This is a genomic window from Candidatus Baltobacteraceae bacterium (assembly GCA_036488875.1).
Classification (GTDB): Bacteria; Vulcanimicrobiota; Vulcanimicrobiia; order Vulcanimicrobiales; family Vulcanimicrobiaceae; genus JAFAHZ01.
The window spans coordinates 161,451-184,501 of the sequence record DASXGW010000013.1 but is presented as its reverse complement, the minus strand read 5'-3'; the positions used below and the strand labels follow the sequence as shown (position 1 = coordinate 184,501).

Annotated in this window: 24 protein-coding genes; 17 read left to right on the top strand and 7 right to left on the bottom strand. The window is 63.6% G+C overall.

The window, feature by feature from the left end; translation table 11 throughout:
• The first annotated feature begins 93 nt into the window (after window positions 1-93).
• Window positions 94-1,419: a copper amine oxidase N-terminal domain-containing protein gene (locus VGG89_15445; GenBank protein ID HEY1977947.1), complete on the top strand. Its 1,326-nt coding sequence runs from the start codon at window positions 94-96 to the stop codon at window positions 1,417-1,419.
• 313 nt (window positions 1,420-1,732) lie between these two features.
• Here the strand turns inward: VGG89_15445 and VGG89_15440 are convergent, their stop codons facing one another.
• On the bottom strand, window positions 1,733-2,605 hold the full coding sequence (locus tag VGG89_15440; GenBank protein ID HEY1977946.1) for a hypothetical protein: 873 nt from the start codon (window positions 2,603-2,605) through the stop codon (window positions 1,733-1,735).
• A gap of 141 nt (window positions 2,606-2,746) precedes the next feature.
• On the opposite strand from VGG89_15440, the gene VGG89_15435 reads away from it, so the two are divergent.
• From VGG89_15435 to VGG89_15405, 7 genes are read left to right on the top strand one after another with little or no spacing between them, the layout of a single operon-like run.
• Window positions 2,747-4,051: a carbon-nitrogen hydrolase family protein gene (locus VGG89_15435; protein HEY1977945.1), complete on the top strand. Its 1,305-nt coding sequence runs from the start codon at window positions 2,747-2,749 to the stop codon at window positions 4,049-4,051.
• Window positions 4,048-4,620, top strand: coding sequence for a DUF4337 family protein (locus VGG89_15430; protein HEY1977944.1), 573 nt, complete (start codon window positions 4,048-4,050; stop codon window positions 4,618-4,620). Before VGG89_15435 ends, VGG89_15430 begins: the two co-directional genes overlap by 4 nt.
• Window positions 4,620-5,894, top strand: coding sequence for a hypothetical protein (locus VGG89_15425; protein HEY1977943.1), 1,275 nt, complete (start codon window positions 4,620-4,622; stop codon window positions 5,892-5,894). Before VGG89_15430 ends, VGG89_15425 begins: the two co-directional genes overlap by 1 nt.
• Window positions 5,855-8,203, top strand: a complete 2,349-nt coding sequence (locus VGG89_15420; protein ID HEY1977942.1) for a phosphodiester glycosidase family protein — start codon at window positions 5,855-5,857, stop codon at window positions 8,201-8,203. Before VGG89_15425 ends, VGG89_15420 begins: the two co-directional genes overlap by 40 nt.
• Window positions 8,091-9,512, top strand: coding sequence for a TldD/PmbA family protein (locus VGG89_15415; GenBank protein ID HEY1977941.1), 1,422 nt, complete (start codon window positions 8,091-8,093; stop codon window positions 9,510-9,512). Before VGG89_15420 ends, VGG89_15415 begins: the two co-directional genes overlap by 113 nt.
• Window positions 9,505-10,839, top strand: coding sequence for a TldD/PmbA family protein (locus tag VGG89_15410; GenBank protein ID HEY1977940.1), 1,335 nt, complete (start codon window positions 9,505-9,507; stop codon window positions 10,837-10,839). The genes VGG89_15415 and VGG89_15410 overlap by 8 nt, the downstream gene beginning before the upstream one ends.
• A gap of 12 nt (window positions 10,840-10,851) precedes the next feature.
• Entirely contained in the window at window positions 10,852-11,229 is a 378-nt protein-coding gene (locus VGG89_15405) for a hypothetical protein (GenBank protein ID HEY1977939.1), read from the top strand.
• A gap of 38 nt (window positions 11,230-11,267) precedes the next feature.
• Here VGG89_15405 and VGG89_15400 read toward each other — a convergent pair whose 3' ends face one another.
• From VGG89_15400 to VGG89_15390, 3 genes are read right to left on the bottom strand one after another with little or no spacing between them, the layout of a single operon-like run.
• A complete protein-coding gene (locus VGG89_15400; GenBank protein ID HEY1977938.1) occupies window positions 11,268-12,116 on the bottom strand; it encodes a hypothetical protein in 849 nt (282 codons plus the stop codon).
• The gene (locus VGG89_15395; GenBank protein HEY1977937.1) at window positions 12,113-12,649 is read right to left on the bottom strand and encodes a TlpA disulfide reductase family protein; all 537 of its coding nucleotides are present in this window, start codon (window positions 12,647-12,649) and stop codon (window positions 12,113-12,115) included. Before VGG89_15395 ends, VGG89_15400 begins: the two co-directional genes overlap by 4 nt.
• The gene (locus tag VGG89_15390) at window positions 12,646-12,906 is read right to left on the bottom strand and encodes a hypothetical protein (GenBank protein ID HEY1977936.1); all 261 of its coding nucleotides are present in this window, start codon (window positions 12,904-12,906) and stop codon (window positions 12,646-12,648) included. The genes VGG89_15395 and VGG89_15390 overlap by 4 nt, the downstream gene beginning before the upstream one ends.
• A 60-nt stretch (window positions 12,907-12,966) precedes the next feature.
• Here VGG89_15390 and VGG89_15385 point away from each other — a divergent pair, with 60 nt between their 5' ends.
• Window positions 12,967-13,827 (top strand): bifunctional 5,10-methylenetetrahydrofolate dehydrogenase/5,10-methenyltetrahydrofolate cyclohydrolase, encoded by an 861-nt coding sequence (locus VGG89_15385; GenBank protein ID HEY1977935.1) that lies wholly within the window; start codon window positions 12,967-12,969, stop codon window positions 13,825-13,827.
• On the opposite strand, the gene VGG89_15380 is transcribed toward VGG89_15385, so the two are convergent.
• A complete protein-coding gene (locus tag VGG89_15380; protein HEY1977934.1) occupies window positions 13,824-14,537 on the bottom strand; it encodes an LON peptidase substrate-binding domain-containing protein in 714 nt (237 codons plus the stop codon). The genes VGG89_15385 and VGG89_15380 overlap by 4 nt on opposite strands.
• Before the next feature lie 56 nt (window positions 14,538-14,593).
• On the opposite strand from VGG89_15380, the gene VGG89_15375 reads away from it, so the two are divergent.
• Genes VGG89_15375 through thpR form a run of 5 tightly spaced genes read left to right on the top strand, consistent with a single transcriptional unit; the run spans window position 14,594 to window position 18,601 of the window.
• The gene (locus VGG89_15375; protein ID HEY1977933.1) at window positions 14,594-15,172 is read left to right on the top strand and encodes an O-methyltransferase; all 579 of its coding nucleotides are present in this window, start codon (window positions 14,594-14,596) and stop codon (window positions 15,170-15,172) included.
• Complete coding sequence (locus VGG89_15370; GenBank protein ID HEY1977932.1) at window positions 15,169-15,651, top strand: flavin reductase family protein; 483 nt, start codon at window positions 15,169-15,171, stop codon at window positions 15,649-15,651. The genes VGG89_15375 and VGG89_15370 overlap by 4 nt, the downstream gene beginning before the upstream one ends.
• 53 nt (window positions 15,652-15,704) lie before the next feature.
• On the top strand, window positions 15,705-17,402 hold the full coding sequence (locus tag VGG89_15365; GenBank protein HEY1977931.1) for a hypothetical protein: 1,698 nt from the start codon (window positions 15,705-15,707) through the stop codon (window positions 17,400-17,402).
• 18 nt (window positions 17,403-17,420) lie between these two features.
• Entirely contained in the window at window positions 17,421-18,059 is a 639-nt protein-coding gene (locus tag VGG89_15360; protein HEY1977930.1) for an MBL fold metallo-hydrolase, read from the top strand.
• Window positions 18,056-18,601, top strand: a complete 546-nt coding sequence (gene thpR / locus VGG89_15355; GenBank protein ID HEY1977929.1) for an RNA 2',3'-cyclic phosphodiesterase — start codon at window positions 18,056-18,058, stop codon at window positions 18,599-18,601. Before VGG89_15360 ends, thpR begins: the two co-directional genes overlap by 4 nt.
• Before the next feature lie 2 nt (window positions 18,602-18,603).
• Here the strand turns inward: thpR and VGG89_15350 are convergent, their stop codons facing one another.
• A complete protein-coding gene (locus VGG89_15350) occupies window positions 18,604-19,101 on the bottom strand; it encodes an iron-sulfur cluster assembly scaffold protein (GenBank protein ID HEY1977928.1) in 498 nt (165 codons plus the stop codon).
• Window positions 19,102-19,116: 15 nt separating this feature from the next.
• Entirely contained in the window at window positions 19,117-19,749 is a 633-nt protein-coding gene (locus tag VGG89_15345; GenBank protein HEY1977927.1) for a helix-turn-helix domain-containing protein, read from the bottom strand.
• A gap of 107 nt (window positions 19,750-19,856) precedes the next feature.
• Here VGG89_15345 and sufC point away from each other — a divergent pair, with 107 nt between their 5' ends.
• The 3 genes from sufC to VGG89_15330 are packed head-to-tail and all read left to right on the top strand — an operon-like array spanning window position 19,857 to window position 23,048.
• Entirely contained in the window at window positions 19,857-20,627 is a 771-nt protein-coding gene (gene sufC, locus VGG89_15340; protein HEY1977926.1) for a Fe-S cluster assembly ATPase SufC, read from the top strand.
• The gene (locus VGG89_15335) at window positions 20,620-21,807 is read left to right on the top strand and encodes a SufD family Fe-S cluster assembly protein (GenBank protein ID HEY1977925.1); all 1,188 of its coding nucleotides are present in this window, start codon (window positions 20,620-20,622) and stop codon (window positions 21,805-21,807) included. The genes sufC and VGG89_15335 overlap by 8 nt, the downstream gene beginning before the upstream one ends.
• Window positions 21,804-23,048 (top strand): cysteine desulfurase, encoded by a 1,245-nt coding sequence (locus VGG89_15330; GenBank protein HEY1977924.1) that lies wholly within the window; start codon window positions 21,804-21,806, stop codon window positions 23,046-23,048. Before VGG89_15335 ends, VGG89_15330 begins: the two co-directional genes overlap by 4 nt.
• Window positions 23,049-23,051: the final 3 nt, after the last annotated feature.

The following is a 23,051-nucleotide window of genomic DNA, read 5'->3' as shown; positions in this document are numbered from 1 at the left end:
AAGAGATGGCGGATTGCCATCCGGTCTGATCGCCCCTCGGGGCCTGGCCGGGGGCATCTGAGGTCTAATTAACTAGCTAGCTAGGAGGAAACATTGAAGCGACTGAGCACCGGAGTCCTCGCCGTGCTGATGGCAGCCGGCCTTGGGCTTAACGCGGTCGCAGCCACGTCCAACGCATCGCATGGCAACATTGGAACCAACGCGATCGCGCAGGCCGGAGGCTCGACCATGGCTGCTCCGCCGGCGAATTTTGGATCCCCGCCGTCGGGTCAGATCCCGATTCTCTACAATGACCACCACGTCTACGCTAAGCCCGATGTCCTGAAGCAGGGTCGCGTCCTCGCCGCGCTCGTTCGCGGTGGAACGCTCCTGATTCCCCTCCGCTCGATGTTCGAGCAGATGGGTGCGACTGTGTCGTATGCAGCGGGCACGAAGACGGTGACGGTCAGCAAACCCGGAGCCGAGGTCAAGGTGACCGTCGGTAAGCCGGAAGTCGTCATCAACGGCGAATCGCGTCCGCTGGACGTACCCCCGATGATCTACAAGGGCACGGTCCTCGTACCGGTCCGCGTGATCTCGGAAGGTATGGGAGCGTACGTGCAGTGGGTCCCGGATCAACACGTCGTCGTCGTGCGGTACATCCCGCCGACGCCGCCGCCGACCCCGGCTCCGACTGAGCAACCCACTGTGGTGCCGCCGACGCCCACGCCCACCCCGGCCCCGACTCCGTACTGGGACCACTACGTCGCTGGTGATTACATCATCTCGCCGAAGGTCTACAACGAGTTCAACCCGGGCATCACGACGAGCAACAACACGAACGGCTTCTCGTACCGTCTCCACGGTGCAGTCGAGTTCCCGTTGTTCAACTTGCCGTGGATGGTCGAAGGCGACTATCGTCAGATCAACTATCCGCGCACGAATACGTCGGTAACCGCCATCGGCGGCCTGTACAACTATCCGTGTTCTCCGGGTTGCTCCGGCACCAACGGCCGCGACTACGATCTCGATGTGCGTCTCGGACTTCGCGTCCTTCAGCCGCGCATCTACATCGGCGTCGGCTACATGTGGCGGAACAACAATGCCGGCTATCCCACCCTCACCGGTGTGGGTGGCGGCCTCGAGAAGCTGCCGAATCTCTCCCGCGCATTCGACTGGTATGGTAGTGCATACTACTATCCGTCGGTTCGCGGAACGTATGTAAGCACGAACCCGATCGGATGTTCCGTGGCGGCTCCGTGTAACTACAACGTCGGATACGGCATGCTGAAGTACGACATCGGCGTCGACTACTCGTTCGAGAACATCCCGCTCTTCATCGAAGCTGGATTCCTCGGCGACCGTGGTTGGCACCAGATGTCCGCTCCGGCAGACTTCTCCGAGAACGGACCGTACGTCGGTATCGGTATCAAGTTCTAACTTAACCCGAACCGATAAGGAAAAGCCCTCGGCAGTGATGCCGGGGGCTTTCTCTTTCACTCGATCGTGCGCTGCGTGTTTGGACTGGTGGGACGCCGCGGAGCCGCTCGTCGCTTCGCCATCCTGGCTCCGCTCCTGCTGCCTTCCTCGCGCCTCTCGCCATCCTGGCTTCGGCGCTCGTTCAGAGCCTCCGCGTCATCCCACCAGCCCAAACACACAGCGCACGATTGCATTCATTCGTGGCTGCACGAGAAGTAAACATAAAGGAGTGGTTGTTAGACCACCCCTTTATGTAGTGCGAAAGGTATTTGCTTTACGGGTGTTTTGAGGGTGAGGGGGATGGAGAGGGCGATAGGTCCGGTAGTGCGCCGGGGGACTTGTATCCGCTCGGGTAGGCGACTGGTGTGGGTGACGGGGATGGTGACGGCGACGGCGTGGTCTTCTTCGAGCCCTTCGGCGTTGGCGACGGCGAGCCGCTCGGAGACGCGTAGGGATTCGGTGACGGCGACGGCGGCTGCACGCACGGCGGCGTGATGATGTTGACCGCCGGCTGTCCTGGAGCCGGTGTCGGACTCGGGGTTGAAACCGGCTCGGTTTCCGGCATCACGCCCGTGGGCAATGGGGTCGGACAGGTTTGCGGCAGCGCGAACCAGTGCTCGGTGAAGCCGTTTTTCACGAGACTGAGCTTCATATTTTTTCCGAAAAACGAGTTGGGGAATTTGTGCAGGAGCTCCTGGATGTATTCCCACGCGAGGTGCTGACCGTCTTGCGTATAGACTTTGCGCCAGACGGCTTCGCCGAAGAAGTACGAGCGCGCGAGCTGCGGATCGTTGGGATACTTCTTTTCCCACGCGCGCAGCGCGTCGTCGGCAAACATCAGCTTGGAAATGAGGCGTTGATCCGTCGTATACGCGCCGGCGCTGACGACGCCGTCTTTGAACGTATTATCGATACCGAGATAGCTCAACTTCATGCGGCCGAAATATTCGTCGCCGGGCGCGGAGCCGTTGAAGTTCATACATTGCAGGTGCTCCCACTTGCTCTTAGTAGCACCGCAGGGATCTTTCTTTGGGTTGGGAGTCGGCGTTGTGGCCGTCGCCGGCGTTGCCGCGACGGTAGTGAGGGGTGCAAACCCGAGTCCCATGATTGCGAAGGCGGCCAGAGGCGCCCATACCATTGCTCTCATGGACCACAAACGTTTCGCACGTCGTATGCGTCGTCCTTGAGCGCCTCGTCGCCTCTCGCACATCCTGTGCTGCGGCGACATGTCCCACATCGTGTAGTGCACGGGGGGCGGTCGCACGAGTGCCGCGAAACCTGCGGCACGATGAAACGCTCCGTTCGCGTCGCCGCGATGCAATTGCTCGCCCACGACCGCGCAGATTTTGCTCGGGTCGGCGAACAGATCGTCGAGGCCGTTGCAGACGCTGCGAACGGCGCCGAGATGGTCGTCCTTCCCGAAGGTACGCTTCCCGCGTACGTCCTCGGCGATTCCGCGACCCACGACGACGAACGTCTCGTGACGGCAACGCTCGAGCGCTTGTGCAACCTCGCGCGGCAAACGAGCACGGTGATCGTGGCCGGCGCGGCGTTGCGCCAGGGAAACGCGCTTCACAATGCAGCGGTCACAATCGATCGCAATGGCTCGCTCGCCGGGAGTGCCGATAAGCTTTTCTTGTGGCATTTCGACCGCCGCTGGTTTGAGGCCGGCTCGCGATTGACCCCGATCGATACCGCAGTCGGGAAGCTCGGCGTTTTCGTTTGCGCTGACGGACGGCTTCCCACGATCGCGCGAACCCTTGTCGACCGCGGCGCGGAGATGCTCGTCATGCCGACGGCGTGGGTCACGACCGGACGTAATCCGCAAGCGCTCGAGAACGTCCAAGCCGATCTGCTCGGACGCGTGCGCGCGTACGAAAACAACGTTCCGTTCGTGGCGGCAAATAAATGCGGCTCCGAGTTGGGGATGGTCGCTTACTGCGGCAAGAGCCAAATCGTCGGAAGCGACGGCGAGATCGTCGCGATGGCCGGCGAACGGCGTTTCGAGGCGCTCGCCGGAGTGATCGAAGTCGGCGATGCGACGCCCAAGCGCGGCATAGCTTCCGACGTCGCGCCGCGTGGCGGGACGGCCGATCTTCCATTTCGCGTGGCGATTTCGCCCGACCGTTTACCGCGCGACGTCGACCGGCGCTTGGAAGTGCTCGACGATGCGTTCGCACTCGGACCCGGCGAATCGGACCGTCTGGCGGCGCTCGATCGCGTGCTGCCCGCCGTCAGCGTCAGCGACGACACCATTGTCGATCCGGGCGGGTTGGTCGGTTATCGACGCGCCGGATACCGGCTCGCGGTTTGGACCACTGGTGAGGCTTCGCCCTGGACCGAACGCATCGCGCGCGCGCGCGCGCTCGAGCTTCGCATCTACGTCGTCGTTTTCGATCGGACCAACGATCGCGCGTACGCCGTCGATCCCGACGGAACCGTCGTTGCGGGGACCTTCGAGGGATATCGGCTCGCGAGTTTCACGCTCGATCCGCGTAAGACGCTCGAAACGGCGGTCGCGCCCGGCACCGACGTCGTCGAGGGGCTGGAGCGCGTTGCGGCGATCGTGCACCACGAAACAGCGGGTCGATGAGCGAGAACGTTACCAAGGTTCTTCAAGAGGCCGGCGAGCGTCGAGAGAATATCGAGCGCGGTAATCGAGGCGCGGCGCTAGCCGCCGCAATCATTGCCGTTTTAGCCGCGTTGGGAACGCTCTTTTCGCATCATCGTTCGATCTCGGCCCTGACCGCGAAGAGCCAAGCCATTCTGCTTCAAGCGCGGGCGGTCGATCGCCGCAACGCCGCCGAAGCCAAAAACATTCGATCCGAGCTCTACGCTGCGCTGCTCAAGGCCGACATCGCGCAGACCGCGCAGTCGCGTCAGGGGCTCGCGTCGGTGGCCGACCGTGAAAAAGACGCGGCTGCGTCCGCGAACAAGGAAGCCGACACCTTCGAGAACGAGTCGCTCGAGTACGACTCGAGTTCGGATGCGGCGATGAAGTCCTACGAAACGCTCGAATGGGCCACGGCAATCTTCGAGATGGCGATCGTGCTCGTATCGATCTCGACGTTGTCGGTCAACCGCACGCTGCTCGTCGCCGGATGCGGCCTCAGCGCATTCGGTCTGGTTCTCATGATCGTGGGATTGTTGCAAGGCCACTAGTGTATCGCTTTGCCGCTGCGGCGGTGCTCGCAGCGCTCGCCATTGCGGCCCTTACGGCTTCGGCAGAACGTCCGGCACAAACGCGTGCGGCGATTGGCCAAATTACCGCTTCGAAATGGCCGTATGTGCCGGGGAGCGTTCTGGGTCTTCGAGTCGACGGTATTCCCGTGCCCTACCACGTTGCGCTGGTCGGCGAAGGGACGTTGAGCGACGCCGGCACGTACGCGCTCAGTGACGCGGCGAAACCCGGTACGGCGACGCTCGTCGCCGGAAATGCCGACGGAATCGCGGCCCGCACCGTGCGCATCGGCGCACCGCCCTCGGCAGACCGAGATCTCATTGCCGTCGCGTCCTACGACGACGGCCTCGTTTTTCACGACGCCGGTTCCTTTTCCGCGCTCGGCGTTCTCGCCATCGCGGGCGCTTCCAGCGACGCGGCGTTCGACGCGCGCGGGCGAGTCGCGGTCACCGACACGCAGGGGAACGAGCTGACCGTTGCGTCGTTGAGCCCCTGGAGCGTCGCGCGGGTGGAAAACGTCCCGCTGGGTGACGAGCTCGCAATCGACTCGAGATCGGGCGACGTCTTCGTGACCAACCGCGACGTGGGGGGCAGCGGCGCGTTGACGCGCGTCACACCCCAAGGTACGGCGACGACCGTGAAGACCGGACAAACGGCCGAAGGGTTAGCGATCGACGAGCGACGTCACCTCGTGTACGTGGCGAATGCCAACGACGGCACCGTTGCGGCAGTCGATTCGCGCTCGATGCGCGTCGTGCAGCGCTTCCGCGCCGTCGACCGCGTCTTCTCGCTCGCGCTGTCGGCCGACGGAAACGTGCTCTACGCCGTCTCCAATCAGAGCACCGGATCGCCGTTCGGCGCTCCGGGCGCGGTCGTCGCCATGGCCGTTGGAACGACGCACCCGCGCGCGATCGCACGCCGAGCGAACCTGAGCTTTCCGATCGGCGTCGCGCTCGACCGCGCGACCTCGACGCTTTTCGTCACCGACGAATCGGCCGACACCGTCGACGTCTTGAACGCCAAGACGCTGCGCGACCGCCGTTCGCCGGTCGCGACGTGCCGCACGCCGTGGAAACCGTACCTCGACGAACCGACGCAGCGGCTTTACGTGCCCTGCGCGCGCGCCGATCGCGTCGACGTACTGGACGCGCGCACGCTGCGCCGCGTCCCCGGCGCCCCGTTCCAAACGGGCGGCTATCCGCTTGCCGTCACGGTATGGCACGGACGGCCGAGCGCGAATCGTTCATCGCGGTGATGAAGCACTTCGCGTATGCATTTGCGTTGCTGGTCGCGCTCCCGATAGCGGCTGCCGCGGCCGACCTTCCGTCGAACGTCGCGCCAGGTTCGCCGTTTCCTCACATTCTCGAGCAAGCGCCGACGATCGAGTCGATCGCACCGGGCATCGAGTATGGCGACTATCAACTCTACACCGACGCCGGTCCGCTTTCGATTCACGTGGTGGCGGTACAGCCGCATCACGGCGACGTTCACGTCGCTAGCGTGCTCGCGAACAACGTCTTGGAATCGCGCGGCGAAACGGTCGGCTCCATGGCGAAACGAACCGGTGCCGTCGCGGGGATTAACGGCGACTACTTCGACATCGGCAACACCAATCGTCCGCTCAATATCGTGGTACGTAACGGGCAGCTGCTGCAAATGCCGCGCAAGCGCTACGCGCTCGCGATAGCGCGCGACGGCACCGCCGGCATCGACGAGTTCGGTTTTCTCGGGCAAGTGCAGTTAGGCGATAAAACGATCTCGCTCGACGCAATCGACCAGCTTCCGGCGCCCAACGGTGGTACCGCGTTCTTGACGCCCGAGTTCGGGAACGTGCCGCCGCAAGACAACACGACCTTAATCGCGTTGCAGCTGATCGACGGCACGCCGCCGCTCGCGCGCTATCGCGTGACCTCGGTCGCCGACAATTTAACGGCGCAGCCGGCGGGCTATTATCTTGCCGTCGGCCCCGGCGCGTACGGCGACATCGACACGCCCAATCCCGGCGACGTCGCCAGCGTGAGCGGCGATCTTTCACCGGTCGGACTCGATCAGTTGATGACGGCGATCGGCGGCGGTCCGCTCATCCTCCACAACGGTGCGTGGTTCAACGATCCCGACGGACCCAACGGCGGCGAGTTCGCAAAACGCATTCCGTCGTCGGGCGCCGCGATTGCCCCCGACGGAACGCTTTTCTTGATCGAAGTCGACGGGCGGCAGCCGTCGATTAGCGTCGGCTTGAGCCGCCCCGAGTTCTCCGCACTCATGCGCGCCCTCGGCGCGACCGAGGGGCTCGCGTTCGACGGCGGCGGCTCGTCGACGATGGTCGTTCGGCGTTTAGGCGACGCGGGCACCAGTGTCATCAACGCGCCGTCGGACGGCATCGAACGTCCCGTCGGCGACGGGCTCTTGGTGTACAGCACCGCGCCGGTTGGGGCCGCGGTTCGATTGGTCGCGCAGCCCGGAGTCATCCGCGCCGTCACCGGCGCCGACGTTCCGGTACGGATCGCTGCCGTCGACGCTGCCAATCACGTCGCTTCGACGCAAGCCCCGCTCGTTGCGAAAGTCGACCCGCCGTCGCTGGGCATCTTCCGCGACGGACGTTTCACGGCGCTGCAGCCGGGCACCGGAAACATCGTCGTGCGCAGCGGACGCGTCGCGGGTGACGTCAGCATCGAAGTGCTCCGTACGCCGGCACGCACCACGATTCTCCCGCCAAACCCGAACGTCGAAAAGGACGGCACGATCGCGCTTTCCGTGCGTGCGATCGACGCGCGCGGATACCATCTGTCGCTTCCGGCATTGCTCGCTTGGGAGACAAAAGACGGATATGTCGACGCGCACGGCGTCTACCGTGCCGGCGCGCGCGACTCAACGGTATCCCTACGCATCGGCGACGGCCTCGCCAGCACGCTGGTAACGGTTGGTTCTCACGAATCGACGCTCGCCTTTGCCGATCACGCGCATTTCACAACGATGCCGCATGGCGGACCGGGATCGTTGGATCGTGATCCGTCGTGCGGAAGCTGCGTGGCCTTGAACTATTCGTTTTCAGGCAGCGAGCGTGCGGCATACGCCATGGCCGACCTGCCGCTTCCTCCCCATACGATCGGGCTGACGTTCGACGTTCTCGACGACGGCAGCGCATCGCGACTGCGCGTCGGTCTGCGCAACGCCATAAACGAAGACGTCTTCCTCGACGCGACGACCTTGGATGCGCCCGGTTGGCGGCACGTCACGGTGCACTGGTCGGGGGAAACGGCCGAAGTCGCCCGCCTCTTGGGCATCTACGTGCTGCCGCCAAAGGGTATGGAGGTTTCGAGCGGCCAGATCGTCCTTCGAAACGTGCGGGCGGTGGTCGCCGGCCAATCGGCACAAACCGTAAGCGGGCAAGGGCACCGGGCCGCGGCCTCAAATACCCGCTCGCATGGACTTCGCGGGCTTAGCAGCACGCGTGCTCGACGGTGCAACGGCAGCGGGTGCAAACTACGCCGACGTTCGGTTCGAAACGCAGCACGCCCACCGCATCGAGGTACGCAACGGCGTCGTAGCGACGCTGGCCGATAGCGTTAGCACCGGCTATGGCGTTCGCGCCTTAGTCGACGGGGCGTGGGGCTTCGCGGCCAGCTCCGACTTGAGCGACGCGCAGCTCGACCGCACCGCGGCACGCGCCGCGAAGATTGCCCGCGCGAGCGCCTCCATCGCACGGCGCCGGATCGGCTCTCCGCCGCCGGCGCCCTACGTCGATACGTTCGATACCCCGGTCGTGCGCGATCCCTACGACGTGCCGCTCGGTGAGCGCGTGGCGCTGCTCCTCGATGCCGAGCGATTGCTGCACGTCTCGCCGGAAATTACCGTCGGTCGCGCATGGCTCGATCTCTGGCGTACGGACAAGACGCTGTACAGCACGACCGGATCGCGTATCGCGCAGCGGTTGCGCCACACCGGATGCGGCGTCGAAGCGATGGCCGTCGGTGACGGCGACGTACAGTCGCGCACTTATCCGGGCGACGTCGGCTTGTATCAATCGGGCGGTTGGGAAATCGTCGAAGCCGCAAAGCTTCTCGAAGGTGCTCCGCGCGTTGCCGAGGAGGCCGTGGCGCTGCTTCGCGCACCGCAATGTCCCGCCGGAACGTTCGATATCATTTTAGGCGGATCGCAGATGTCGCTGCAGATTCACGAGTCGTGCGGCCATCCGGCCGAGCTCGATCGCGTAATGGGGTGGGAAGCGAACTTTTCCGGAACGAGTTTCCTCGAAATCGATCAAATCGGCAAGCTGAAGTACGGTTCGGACATCGTCTCAATCGTCGTCGACAACGCGCTGCCGGCCGGCATGGCCACCTGCGGATACGACGACGAGGGAACCAAATCCGTGCGTTCGGATATCGTCCGCAACGGCATCCTCGCCGGGTACGAGATGAGTAACGACACGGCACGCACCATCGGGCGTGACAGCAACGCCTGCGTCCGTGCGCAGAGCTGGGAGTACGTGCCGATGATCCGGATGTGCAATCTGGTACTGCTTCCGGGATCGGTTCCGTTCGACAACCTATTCGACGACGTCGCGGACGGCATTTACATGGAAAGCAATCGCTCGTGGTCGATCGACGACCGACGGCTCAACTTCCAGTTCGGCTGTGAAATCGGATGGGAAGTCAAAAACGGCAAACGCGGCCGCATGCTCAAGAATCCAACGTACGCCGGCATGACGCCGAGGTTCTGGAACTCCTGCGACGCGATCGGCGACGACCGGTCGTGGTTTGCGTGGGGAACGCCCAACTGCGGCAAGGGCGAACCGATGCAGACGGGATTGACCACGCAGGCGACGGCGCCGGCTCGTTTCCGCAACGTTGCGGTGGGTGTCGGTTATGCATAGCGCGCAGCGCGAAGCCGTCGCCAAACGCGCGCTGGATATGGCTGGCGCCGCCGACGAGGCGGAGGTGCTGGTGTCGGCCGCCGATTCGGCATTGACGCGCTTCACGCACCAAGTCAGCAATCAAAACGTTGCAACGGCGGAAGCGGGTATTTCCATCCGTGCGGTCGTCGATAAGCGTACCGGCGTCGCGCGCACGAACCGTCTCGACGACGCGTCCATGCGCGAGGCGGTCGACCGCGCCATCGAAATGGCGCGACTCGCACCGCAAGATCCGCTGCATCCAACGCTTCCTACCGGCGGAAAGACCGCCGCCCCACCGGGCGCGTACGATCCCGGCACGGCCGACGCGCCGGCCGATCTGCGCGCGTCGATGTGTGCGGCGCTCTTCGACGAGGCCGAATCGGCCGGGCAATGGTGCGCGGGCTACGTCTCGACCTCGACGGCAGGATACACCATCGTCAACACGTCGGGCGCGCATGCGTCGTTCGACGGAAGCGACGCCGGCGTCAACGTCAAGATGAACGCGTCCGACTCCACCGGCTTTGCCGAGGCGTACTCGACGCGCGTAGGCGACATCGACGCCGCGTCGGTCGGGCGCCGCGCGACCGGTAAGGCCGCCGGCGCCACGCACCCGGTCGCCGTCGATCCCGGTTCGTGGACCGTCATCCTCGAGCCATCGGCGTTCGGCGAGCTCTTCGTCTATCTGGCCGAACATTTCTCGGCGCAAACCTTCGACGAGGGCGCGTCGTTCTGCAGCGACGGGCTCGACCGCAGCTATTTTGCCGAGAACGTCAACGTTTCCGACGACTACGCGCATAGGCTCAACCCCGGAATGCCCTTCGACTTCGAGGGTCATCCAACGATGCAGCTGCCGCTCGTCGAACACGGCATCGTTCGCAACGTCGTCACCGACAGCTATTACGCGAACAAGCTGGGGCGGCCGGACACCGGCCACGCGCTGCCCGCGCCGAACTCATTTGGTCCGCAAGCGCGCAACCTGGTCATCGGTGCCGGAACCAAGAGCGCAGAGCAGCTCGTCGCCGAAACCAAGCGCGGCTTGTTTATCACCCGGTTCTGGTATATCCGCACCGTCGATCAAAAGAAGGCGGTCGTCACCGGAATGACCCGCGACGGCACGTTCCTTATCGAAGATGGGAAAGTCACGGGGGGCGTGCGCAACCTGCGGTTCAACCAAAGCATTCTCGACTGCCTGCGCCAGTGCGAGTTCGCGAGCGAGCAGACGCGCACCGGTTCCTATCACTACTCGCTCGTATCGCCCGCAGTCAAGATCGAAAACTTCCGCTTTACTTCGACGACGGAGTTCTGAAGGGAGGATCCCATGAAGAGCACGTCTCTCTTTGCGCGCTGCTTTCTCATAGTCGCGACGATAGCGTTTATCGGCGCCTCACCGGCTCCGGAGGATCCGGCAAAGACAGCGCAATTCCAAGCGTTCTTCACCACCATTCTTGCGGGGCAGGTTCCCACGAAAGGCGTGACGCCGCAGATGGCGCAAGGATTCGCCCCGGCTCTCGTGGCTCAGATCGACGACAATCTGGCGCCGTTTGGCAAGTTTCAAAAGCTCCAATACGTGAGCGAAGATTCAGTGCCAGGCTACGACCGCTATCACTATACGGCGATTTTCGATAAGGGGTCGCGCAATTTCTTATTCGTGCTCGATTCGAGCGGAAACATCGCCGGCTTCTTCAGAGACGAGTAGGGAGTTCTAGGCCTAGCCGTTAGCATCGCTCGTCGCGGCTAAGAGCCTTTGCGCGTTTGTCTCCTCATGGCGAACAGTCCGCCGAACACGAGTAGCGTTCCAATACCCGCGGCGACGAGCGACGGCACGGCGACAACCTCGATCGCGGGGTATTGCAGGATGTCGGCGTGCAGCAAAAGGCCGCCGACCGTAACGGATTGGCCGTCGACGCACAACGCGATCGCGTGCGGCAACGGCCGATCGTTGTCGTCGTCAACAGCGAAGAGCACTGCCCCGGTTGCCAGCCCTTGGATACCTCGCAGCATCGCCGCCTGCTGCGGAGAAAAGAGTACCGCCTTTACGATGCGGTGCGCGGCCGGAACGGCAAACGAATCGTACGGCAGCATCAAGCCGGCGATCTGCTGTTGTTGCTGCATCAGCAAAACCGGCGACAGAAACGCGGTTCCCGTCGGTTGGGTGACCGTCAAACGGTTTTGTCGCGCGTCGCGCGCTTCGACGTAGACGACGCTGCGCTCGACGGGGTGTAAGACGAACGTGGTCAGCGGCGGTCCGAGAAACGCGACCTGTTGCCGCGAGGTTCTGGGCTGCGCGAACGGAAACGCCAGCGTACCGCCCAAATCGTCAACGCGCACGCGCTGTCCGGGCGCGCCGACGACGGTATGGTTGTCGGGCGCGAAGAGTCCGCCGGCAATGGTCGCGCCGGCGACGACTGCAGCCCCCAGCGCTACCACGAGATTTCGTCTTCGGGCGCCGGCAACGCAGATGACGACGAGTGCGGCTAGTGCGACGTTGAACCAGCCGGTGTGGTAGAGGTCGCGACCCGGAATCGCGACCTCTATCCATGCCACTGCCGTCAGGACGATCGCAATGGCGGCATACGCGCTCAACGCGCCGCCACCAAGTCGTTCACCGCCGCCCGCATCTGCGGATACGCCAGCGCTCCGTCGAAGCCGCGCACCACCGTTCCGTCGCGTCCGATGATAACGGTTGTCGGCATTCCGAGCGCCGCGTACACGCGACCGTACTGCTGCTGGTCGTCGATCCAAATCGGGAAGGCGATGTGGAGCGCGTCGGCAAATGCGCGCGCGCGTTCGGGCGACTCGCCTTCATTGACGCCGACGATGGCGAGACCACGCCCGCGATACGTCTGCGATAATCGCTGCAAATCGGGCATTTCGGCACGGCACGGCGGACACCACGACGCCCAGAGATTCATGACGACGACTTGGCCGCGATAGTTCGCAAGCGAAACCGGCTGACCGCGATCGTCGCGCAGGGCAAACACGGGAGCCGCTTCCCCCGCCATACCGGCCGGTCCGTTCGCGTGACCCGATTGCGAGCCAAAGAGCGGAACGAGAATCCAAAGGGCGGCAATGACGACGACGGCGGCAACCACCCACGCGACGACGCGCGATCTCACCAGTCACCCATTCGGTCTTCGTCGACCTCTCCTTCGAACACGACCGTTCCAGCCGGCAACACGGCCGCGTAGAGCGGGATGCCGCGAAAACGCACTTCCTGCAGGCGCGCCGCGTCTTCGAGCCGTTCGAACAGCTTGCAATAGCGGTCGAGCACCTCGGGACTGCAGCGTCCGACGGTCGGCGTGACGTTATAGGTCTGCACGAAGCTCTCGAACGCGCGCTCGAACTCTTCGGGCGCGAAGCGCGACCGCAGCAAAACTTCGCGTGCAACGCGTTCCAGGGGGTTTGCCTCCTTCGGCGGACGAACGGCGACGGCGTGCCCGCCAACATTCTCGACGGAAAGGCGCTCGCGGCCGACTTACGCGTGGAACTCCTCGGCCGTACGAGTGCGCTGCGCGACGCCGGGATTCATCCCCGTCTCGACATCGTTTTCGTTGGAAGGAACGAATCGAGCGTCGCCTACGTGCGTAATCTCGCCAAGACCGGGGAACGGGTCGGCGTGACGGTCGAGGTCGACCAGCTGCCCGAATCGGCGTCGCTTGCCCAGGTGCGCGAGCGCCTCGAGCGCCTGCGCGACGATCCGACGGTGCACGGCGTGATGCTGCAGCAGCCGTTGCCGGCGCATCTCTCGATCCGCGAAATCGCCGACGCTATTCCGGTGCACAAGGACGTCGACGGAACGCACCCCACCAATCAGGGCCATCTGGCCTTCGGCAGCGGCACGGAGTATGTGGCCGCAACGCCCGCAGCCGTGATGCTGCTGCTCGAGCGCAGTCCGCACTGGCCGCTGCGCGGCCGCAAAGCCGTCATGATCGGCCGATCCGTCGTCGTGGGTCTTCCGGTCGCCATGCTGATGCTGGCACAAGACGCAACGGTCACGATTCTACACAAGGAGTCGCGCGGTTTACAGCCCTACACGCAGATGGCCGACGTGGTCGTCATCGCAACCGGCGTACCGGGGATGCTCCGCGGCGAAGATCTCAAGCCGGGTGCGACCGTTATCGACGTCGGTACGACGCTGGTCGACGGTGCGCTTCGCGGCGACGTCGATTTCGAGAGCGCCGTGCAAGTCGCCGGCGCGATCACGCCCGTCCCCGGCGGCGTCGGACCGGTGACCAACATCGCACTGCTACGCAATGTCGTCAAGAGTGCAGAGCATATGGTTACCGCGCGTTAATTCGGCGAGAAGTATTTTCCGAAGAATTTTTCCTGATTGGGACGAAACGAAATGTCCTCGCCGCGCTCGCGTCGCGCCTCGAGCTCCTTGCGCCGGCGTTCCAAAAGGCGGCGCAGCTGCGGCAGCAACCGCTGTAGGAAATCTTCTTCCGCGACCAGCCGTTTTTTCGTCGTCTCCAGTTCGAGTAGACGCTGCTTGATCGCTTCGGCAATCTGCAGCGTATCGCCGACGACGAAAGAGGCACGTTGGGGGTCGTCCGGAAGGCGCACCTTGGCCTCGCTTCCGGAAAGCTCCACGACCAGTTCCAAATACTCCGCGAACAGCGAGTGGACGCGCTCGTTCAGGCGCGCGATTTCCTCGTCGTCGTCCTCGGCGTCGTCGAGAACGTCGGCGTCGACCATGAGATACGGCTCGCGGCTGACGATTTCGCAGATGCGAAAACGCTGCCGTCCGACCGTCGAGATGAAGTAGCGATCGAAAGGCAGCGACTGCACGTCGACGATTTCCGCGATCGAGCCAACTTCGTGCGGAGTGACGTTGGGATCGCCTGCCTCGGCTCCCTCCGCAATCAAGGCCACGCCGAATCCTTCGCCGCTGCTCAGACACTCGTCGATCATCTGCTTGTAGCGCGCCTCGAAGATGTGCAAGTTGAGCACGGCACCCGGAAAGAGCACGGCATTGAGCGGAAACAAACGCAGGCGGCGGAGCATGGGACGGCCTCTTTTCGGGCAGGTCGCCCCTGGTTCCCGGCCAACAGAACGCGACGATGGAGCTGGATTTGCAAAGTCTCGAGGCGGTACACCCGGAACCGCATCCACTGCTGCTCGAGCTGGAGCAGCACGGACGCAAGGACGGAGTTCCGATTGTACCTCGCGAGACCGGGCGCCTGCTGTCCACGCTGGTCAGCGCGATGCAAGCCAACCACATTCTCGAAATCGGAACGGCCTACGGATACTCGACGCTGTGGATGGCGCTCGCGCAACCACGTATGGGCAAAATCTGGACGATCGATCCGGACACGCATCGCACCGACATCGCGCGTTCGTACTTCAGACGTGCCGGCGAAGACGATTTCATCGAAATTTTCAACACGCCGGCGCTGGAGCTGCTCGAAAATTTTCCGCAGCGCAACCTCGACATCGCGTTCATCGACGCCGACGAGCGCGAGTACCGGCAATACATGGATCTTGCCCTCCCGATGCTCAAGCTATCGGGCCTCATCATCGTCGACGACTGTCTGGCGGCCGGTCGCGAATTCATCGACGCGTTTCTCGGTCACCCGTCGCTCAATGCCACCATTCTGCCGCTTGGCAACGGAACCGGTATCGGCGCGCGTATCCGATGACGGGCCCGTTGGAGTTCAAACACACCATGCGCCACGTTCCCACCGGCGTCACGGTCGTCACGAGCTTCAAAGACGGTGAGCCGCGCGGCATTACGGTCAGCGCGTTTGCCAGCGTTTCGGCCGATCCGCCGATCGTCCTCATCTGCATCAATCGCGCGGCGCGCAGCTATCTCTTCATCTCGGCATCGCGCGCGTTCTGCGTCAACGTGCTCGCCGGAAGTCAGCGCGACCTCGCGGAACGTTTCTCCGGGAAGATCCGCGACCGCCAGTTCGACGAGATGCAGTACCGCGTCGGCGAAACCGGCGCCCCGGTACTGGAGGGAACGATCGCGCACTTCGAGTGCACGGTCACCGAAGAGCACCATGCGGGCTCCCACTCCATCTTCTTGGGGCGCGTCATTGCTTGTGCGGGCCGGCCCGGCACGCCGCTTGGATACTTCAACGGCGGCTTCCACGATTTCGGGATCCAGGTTGACTAGGAAGGACTCGCTTTTTTGACGTAAGTCACTCTCTTGCTACGAGGGGGTGCCGTATGAGATCGTTGCGCGTCTATGCGTTTGTCGCCGCGTCGGCTTTGAGCGCGTGCCGCGGAGGCGGAGCGCTTCCGCAAATCCCCGCACCGGCGTTTCCGGCGACCACGTCGGACGTCACGCCCGCCGGCGCCACTGCCGGCGGCGTCGTCAACACGAAAAACTGGAGCGTCGCGACCGGCAAGACGGTGAAGGTGACCAAGAACCTCGCGGTCTTTGCGAGCGCCTCGATTACGATCTCCGGCACGCTCGTGGTTCCGCGCGGGATACAAGTTGCGTTCTTTACGCCGTCGTTTACGATCGTGGGGCCGTACGGAGGCATCGAGACGACCAAGAACGGTAAGTACGCCGGGCCGGTCGACGACTTCGTGAGCGCGTGCCACATCGATCTGCAGAGCAAGTGGGAGATCGCTTCGGGCGACAACGCCGGCATCACGTCGAGTACTAAGCAAAACGCCAATCCGAAGCAGCCGTGCATCGCGCGATTCGGTGTCGGCATCGCCTTCGATGACGGCGCCAAAGGCGGCACCGACAAGAACCGGCCTAACGGACAGAACGGCGGATCGATCGTCATCGGCACGTCCGATGCCGTCTCGCGCACGCAAGCGCTCGCGAAAAAAGACGGCCACAAGACGGTCAAGGCGTACCCGCCCGACGTCGTAGAGATCGAGAGTCCGATACTGTCGGGCAACGGCGGGGATGGAAAGGACGACAACGCCGGAACCGCGACCGCCGACGGCTATACGTTCACGGGAAGCAACGGCGGTCACGCCGGTTCGATCGAGATCACGACGAGCAAGATTACCGGCAGCTCGCCGAACCTGATGGCCGGTCACGGCGGTAAGGGCGGCACGTTGGCGGCGTCTTTTTGGTCGGGCATCGGCTACAGCAGCTCGAACGGCTATCCGCTAAACGGGACGCCCACTCATCCGAACGGATACGACATAACGTTCGTGCAAGGTGCGGGCGGCGGCGGCGGCTCGATCTTCATCAAAGCGAAATCGTGGCCCAAGTCGTCGATGTGGCAGCCCGGCAGCGGCGGAAGCGTTTCGGCGTTCAGCGGCGCCGAAATAGGCTCCGGTTACTACGGCGCCTGTCAGAACTGTATTTTGGCCGGATTCGGATTACACGGACTCGGCGCCGCCCCGGGAAGCGGCGTCAGCAACGGCGGCTCGGCCGAAATCGACTTTGCGCAGATTGGAAAGAAAGGTACCGGCGATCGTAACGACGCGCATAGCCGGCCGGTCAACGGATCGTACGCGGCGTATCGAGTCGAAGGCGGTTGGGGCGGCAATTGGAGCCAAGGCGACTTGAACACGGGCGTTGCCGGCGGAAACGGAGGCGACCTCACCCTCGTTCCTCCCAAGCACATCGCGATCGCGTCGCTCAAGCAGTTCGGGTTGTCGATCACAATCGATCAATTTGGGAATGGTGGCCCGGGGACGTACTGGTGTCCCGACACACCGCCGGCGACCGGAGCCGGCTACAAGGGCGGCAACGGCGGCCGCCTCTACGAAAACGGCTTGATCGATTACATCAGCATCATCACGTATGGCTCGAGTACGAGCAGCAAAGATCTATCGAAGAGTTTTAACGGAGGGAACGGATCCGACGGAAATCCGCCCGCCGCCGGCGGCTCCGGAGGCAGCTCCGACGAAGGCGCGGTCGGGCAAGACGGCAAGACGGGAAACCCGTGTTGAGCCGGTAAACGCAGACGGGTGATCTGCGAAACGTTTACGGTGGGACCGCTCGCGTGCAACTGCACGATCGTTGCCGACGAAACCAGCGGAGAGGCCATCGTGGTCGACGGCGGTGACGGCGTCGACGAAGTTGCGGAGTACTTGAAGCAACGAAATCTTCGCGCCAAGCTGCTCGTGCACACGCACGCGCACATCGATCACATCGGCGACCTCGGGCGGCTCAAAGAACTCACCGGCGCCGGCGGCCTTCTTCACCCGGCCGATCTTCCGCTGTATGAAACGCTCGCGATTCAAGCTCGCTGGATCGGTTTGGCGCATGCGCCCCCGATCGTACCGCTCGACGGTGACCTGCGCGACGGCGACTCGCTTCGCGTTGGCAGCGTGCGCCTCGACGTGCTACACACGCCGGGTCACACGCCGGGAAGCGTCTGCTTCGCGCTGCGCGACGGTGAAGGTCTGCGCACCACGCTGCTCACGGGCGATACGCTCTTTGCCGGATCGATCGGGCGCTGGGACTTGGGCGGGACGTCGATGGAAGACATCGTCGATTCGATACGCGAAAAACTCTTACCGTACGACGATGCAACGCCGGTCGTTCCCGGTCACGGACCTTTTACGACGATCGGCACCGAGCGGCAATCGAATCCGTATCTGTGAGGCTGTTCGCGGGCATCGAGCTCGACGATACAGCGCGCGCTGCGTGCGGTGCCGTCATCGAGGAGCTCGCGCGCAGCGGATTCGCGGCAAAGTTCGAAGGGCTGGACAAGCTGCACGTCACGCTGGCTTTTTTAGGCAACGTGGATCCGGAACGCCACGTCGAGATCGTGCGCGTCATGGACGAAGCGGCGGCGGCGACCGCTCCGCTCGACGTTGCGCTCGACAAGGTCGGCGCGTTCCCGCACGAGCAAAAGCCGCGGATCGTTTACGTTGGAGCTCGCGAACAGGGACGCGACTTTCGCACGGTGTGCGAGCGCCTTCGCAGCGGGTATGCCGGCCTCGGGTTTACTTTCAAAGACGACGCCGTCGCGCACGTCACCGTCGCGCGAGTGAAGGATCCGCGCCGGCCGCTGCCGCTCGTAAACGTTGCACCGGTAACCCTGCGGATCCGTGCGCTGACGCTCTTCGAGTCGGTCCACGACAAAGAAAAAAATACGTCGCGCTATGTGGTTAGCGCGACGTCTGAGCTGCTGCGAAAATAGCGTTAGCGCAGTTTGATCAAAAGCTTCCCGTCGTCGGCGGCGGCGGTGCCGTTGGCCTTGGGCTCGACAACTTCTGCCGCCGGGGCGGCAGCGGCGCGAGGCATCGTGCCGTAATCGGGAACGGCCCCGCTCGAAACCTTCTGCCGGTAATCGTCGAGCGCGACGTGGAGCGCCTCGAGCGCGCGCTCGGGATAATCTTTTTTCTTTTCGGGATATCCGCCGAGCTGCGACTCGACGTCGGAGGCGGCGATCGTCGCCGCTTCGTCCACCGTCTTGCCTTTGGCCAAATCGACGACCAAGCTGCAGGTCGCGGTACCGAAACCGCAACCGGTCGTGAAGTACGAGATGTCCTCGATCACCGCACCCGGGCCGACCTTCAGGAAGAAGTTGTACATGTCACCGCACGAGTCGCTGAAATACTCGCCGCTCGCGGTCGCGTTCTCCATCGTGCGGAACCCGGTACGCTCTTCGACCAATCGCTGAAACTTCGGAAAATCCATACTCTCGTTATTCCCCTATGCAGTAGGTTTCATCTCGAAGCGGCACTCCTTGCCGCCATGTGCTAGCGACTCCGTTTGCACGTGCTCGCCGCCGATCGTCTCGTCGATGACCTGGTGGATCACCTGGCACACCTCCGGATGTTCCTTAACCACGCCCGAATACGGACAGTTGTGCTCGTGCAGCGCGTAGCCGCCGTCGATCAAACTGTACTCGGCGACGACACCGTTATCGCGCAGCATCTGCGTGAGTTGAGCGACGCGCTGTTCGGGTTCTTGCGCGGTAATTTTGTGGCGTGCGCGTTCGACCGCCCTACGCGAGAGCCCCTCAAAGATGCGCTCGACGGCCGGCGACCCGAACTGGTCGCGCACCTCGCGAAGAACCGCGTCGAGCATCTTGTCGTAGGCCTGCGGGAAGAGCTTGTCGGCGTCGTTGGTGAGCGAAAACTCGAGCGTGGGCTTGGTGGGGCCGCGCCGCACCGATTTCTCGACGACCAGGCCGTCGCGCTCCAGGACAACAAGCTGCTGGCGCACGGCGTTGGGCGAGAGCCCGAACTCGCGCGCTAAGTCTGCCGCCGAAGCCGTTCCGCGGCGGCGAAGTTCCGCCACGATCTTGCCCCGGGTCGTCTGGAAAAAGCGGTCTACGGTCACCTTGAGCCTATCCTAGCACGGACCCCCTAGATAGTAAAGTTTTTCCTTGACTTTCTAGGACAGGCTCGGCTACGATACCAGAGGCTCAAAAGAAAGGAACCCCGCACGTGTCCGACCAGGGTTTGCGCATCGCCGACCTGCACTGCAGCGTCGCCGGAAACGAGATTCTCAAAGGCATCGACCTCGTCGTCGAGCCCGGAAAAGTTCACGCGCTGATGGGGCCTAACGGCAGCGGCAAGTCGACGCTCGCCTTCTCTTTGACCGGCCATCCGCAGTATGCCGTCAACAAGGGATCGGTGACTCTCGACGGCGCGGACTTGCTGGCCCTCGCGCCCGATAAGCGCGCGCGTGCCGGCCTGTTCCTTTCGTTTCAATATCCGGCCGCGATTCCGGGCGTGAAAGTCGCCAACTTTTTGCATGCCGCGCGCCAAGCCGAGCGCCCCGGCGATTTGCCGCCCGCAAAATTCCGCGCGTTGCTGCTCGAAAAGATGGAACTTCTCGGTATGGATCCGTCCTTTATGGGACGCTATCTCAACGACGGGTTCTCCGGCGGTGAAAAGAAGCGGCTCGAAATGCTTCAACTCGCCGTGCTCGCGCCCAAGTACGCCGTGCTCGACGAGACGGACTCGGGTCTCGACGTCGACTCGCTTAGAGCTGTCGGCGAATCGATTGCAGCGCTGCGCGCGAGCGACGAGGGACGCAACACCGGCTTTCTCGTCATCACGCATTATCCGCGGATCCTTCAGCACGTCGCGGCGGACGTCGTGCACATCATGATCGACGGGCGCATCGTCAAGACCGGCGACCAGGAGCTCGCGCATAGGATCGAGCGCGAAGGTTACGACACCATTCGCGAGGAGATCGGCGCCATTGCCTAGCGCGACGATCCCCGAAACGGAACTCCATCAGCGCATCGAAGGACTCGACGCGACCCTCTTAGCGCCAAAAGCGCGCGCGGAAGCGCTCGATCGTTTCCTGACCACGCCCAGCGGGCGCCAAAGACCCTCGCGCTTTTGGCGCGTCGATCTCGACGCAATCGCGCCCGACGCCGATACGATCTCGCCCGAAGGGGCGACGGTCCGCATCGAGCGTGCCTCCGAGCGCGTCATCGCCTGCGACCTGAGCACGGCGGCGCGCCGCCACGCCGAGCTGCTCGCGCGCGCGTTTGGTGCGACCGAAGCGACGACCGCGAAGTTCGGCGCGCTCGCTCGCGCGTTTGCGTCGGCCGGATGCTTCGTATACGTGCCTGCGGATTACGACTGCAGCGAACCGATTACCATAACCTATTCGATAGCGCCGAACGCGGGCGTCTTTCCCTATACCGTCGTGCTGCTCGAGCGCGGGGCGCGCGCGACGGTGCTGGAACGCTATACCGGCGGCGCCGGCGCGTTCGTGTGCGCCGTCACCGAAGCGGTGAACGAAGACAACAGCGATCTCACGTGCGCCGCCTATCAGCAGCTCGATGCCGGCGCGCGCTTTTTCGCGACCCGCGCCGCACGCCCGGGACGCGACGCAAAAATCGCCTGGGCATCGGCGGATTTCGGGGCCGACTTGAGCGTCGGTGACCTGTCGGCAACGATCGCACAGCCGGGTGTCGAAGCCGCCATAACGTCGCTCTTCTTCCCGATCGGATCGCAGCACGTCGACATCGTGAGCACCGTCGATCACGTCGTCGGTGAATCGTCGTCGCAGACGCACGTGAAGTCGGCCGCAGCCGGAAGCGGGCAAGCGCGATACCTCGGCAACATTCGCATCGCCGCTAACGCCCAAGGCACCGACGCGAGCCTGCGTGACGACGCGCTGCTGCTCTCCAAGCGCGCGCACATCGATTCCGTTCCCGCGCTGGAAATCGCGGCCAACGACGTCAAAGCGTATCACGGCGCAACGGTCGGTGCGCTCGACGAAGAGCAAATCTTTTACCTGGAAAGCCGCGGCATCGAACCAACGGCCGCCGAGCGCATGATCGCGCTGGGCTTTTTCGAGCCGGGCATCGCGAACTTTCCTACCGAGGCGCTGCGCGAAGAGCTGCGGGAAGCCCTGCGCACTAAAGCATCATGATCGCCGCCACCGATAAGAAGCTCGAGCGAATCGTCGCCGACTTTCCGATTCTGGCCCGGCCGACGTCGCGTGGAAAACGGCTGGTCTATCTCGACTCCGCCGCCACGTCGCAAAAGCCGCGATCGGTGATTGCGGCACTGGTCGACTACTACGAGCAGTACAACGCCAACATCCACCGCGGCGTCTACGAGATTGCCGCCCGCGCTACCGATGAGTTCGAAGGCGCACGGCTGAAGGTCGCGCGGTTCATCAACGCCGATCCCGCCGAGGTCATCTGGGTGCGCAACACGACCGAGGCGATCAATCTGGTCGCTTATTCGTGGGGATCGACCAACGTCAAGCGCGGCGACGCCATCGTACTCAGCGAGCTGGAGCACCATTCCGATCTCGTGCCGTGGCAGCTGCTCGCACAGCGAACCGGCGCAGAGCTTCGGTTCATTCCGATCGACTCGTCCGGGCGCTTCGTCCTCGGCAATCTCGACGCGCTGCTCGACGGCGCTAAGCTCGTCGCGGTCGCCCACGTCAGCAACGCGCTAGGCACTATCGCGCCGGTACGTGAGATCGTCGAGCGAGCCCACCGTGCCGGTGCCGTCGTCCTCATCGACGGTGCGCAAGGCGCGCCGCACCTTCCGGTCGACGTGAGGGCGCTCGGCGCAGACTTCTATACGTTCAGCGGACACAAGATGCTCGGTCCGACCGGGATCGGCGTCCTGTACGGCAAGCGCGCGCTGCTCGAAGCGATGCCGCCGTTCGACACCGGCGGCGACATGATCCGCAAAGTCGAGTACGCGCACACGACGTTTAACGATCTGCCGTGGAAGTTCGAAGCGGGAACGAGCAATATCGCCGACGCCATCGCATTCGGCGTTGCCATCGATTACCTGCAGGACGTGGGCATGCCGTGGATTCGCGATCACGAGCTGCGTCTGACGGGTTACGCGCTCGAGCGGCTCGGCGAGTTCGAGCGGCGCGGCTTGCATATCTACGGCCCGCGCAATCCCGAGGAAGTGTCGGGCGTCATCTCATTCAACTTCGCCGACATTCACGCGCACGATCTGGCGTCGGTTCTCGACAGCGAAGGCGTCTGCATCCGTGGCGGACACCACTGCGCGATGCCGCTAATGGAAAAGATGGGCTGGCCGGCGACGGCCCGCGCGTCGTTTTATCTGTACAACACCGAGGCCGACGTCGATGCGCTCGTAGACGGGCTCGACAAGGCCGCGCACGTCTTTAAACTGTAGCGA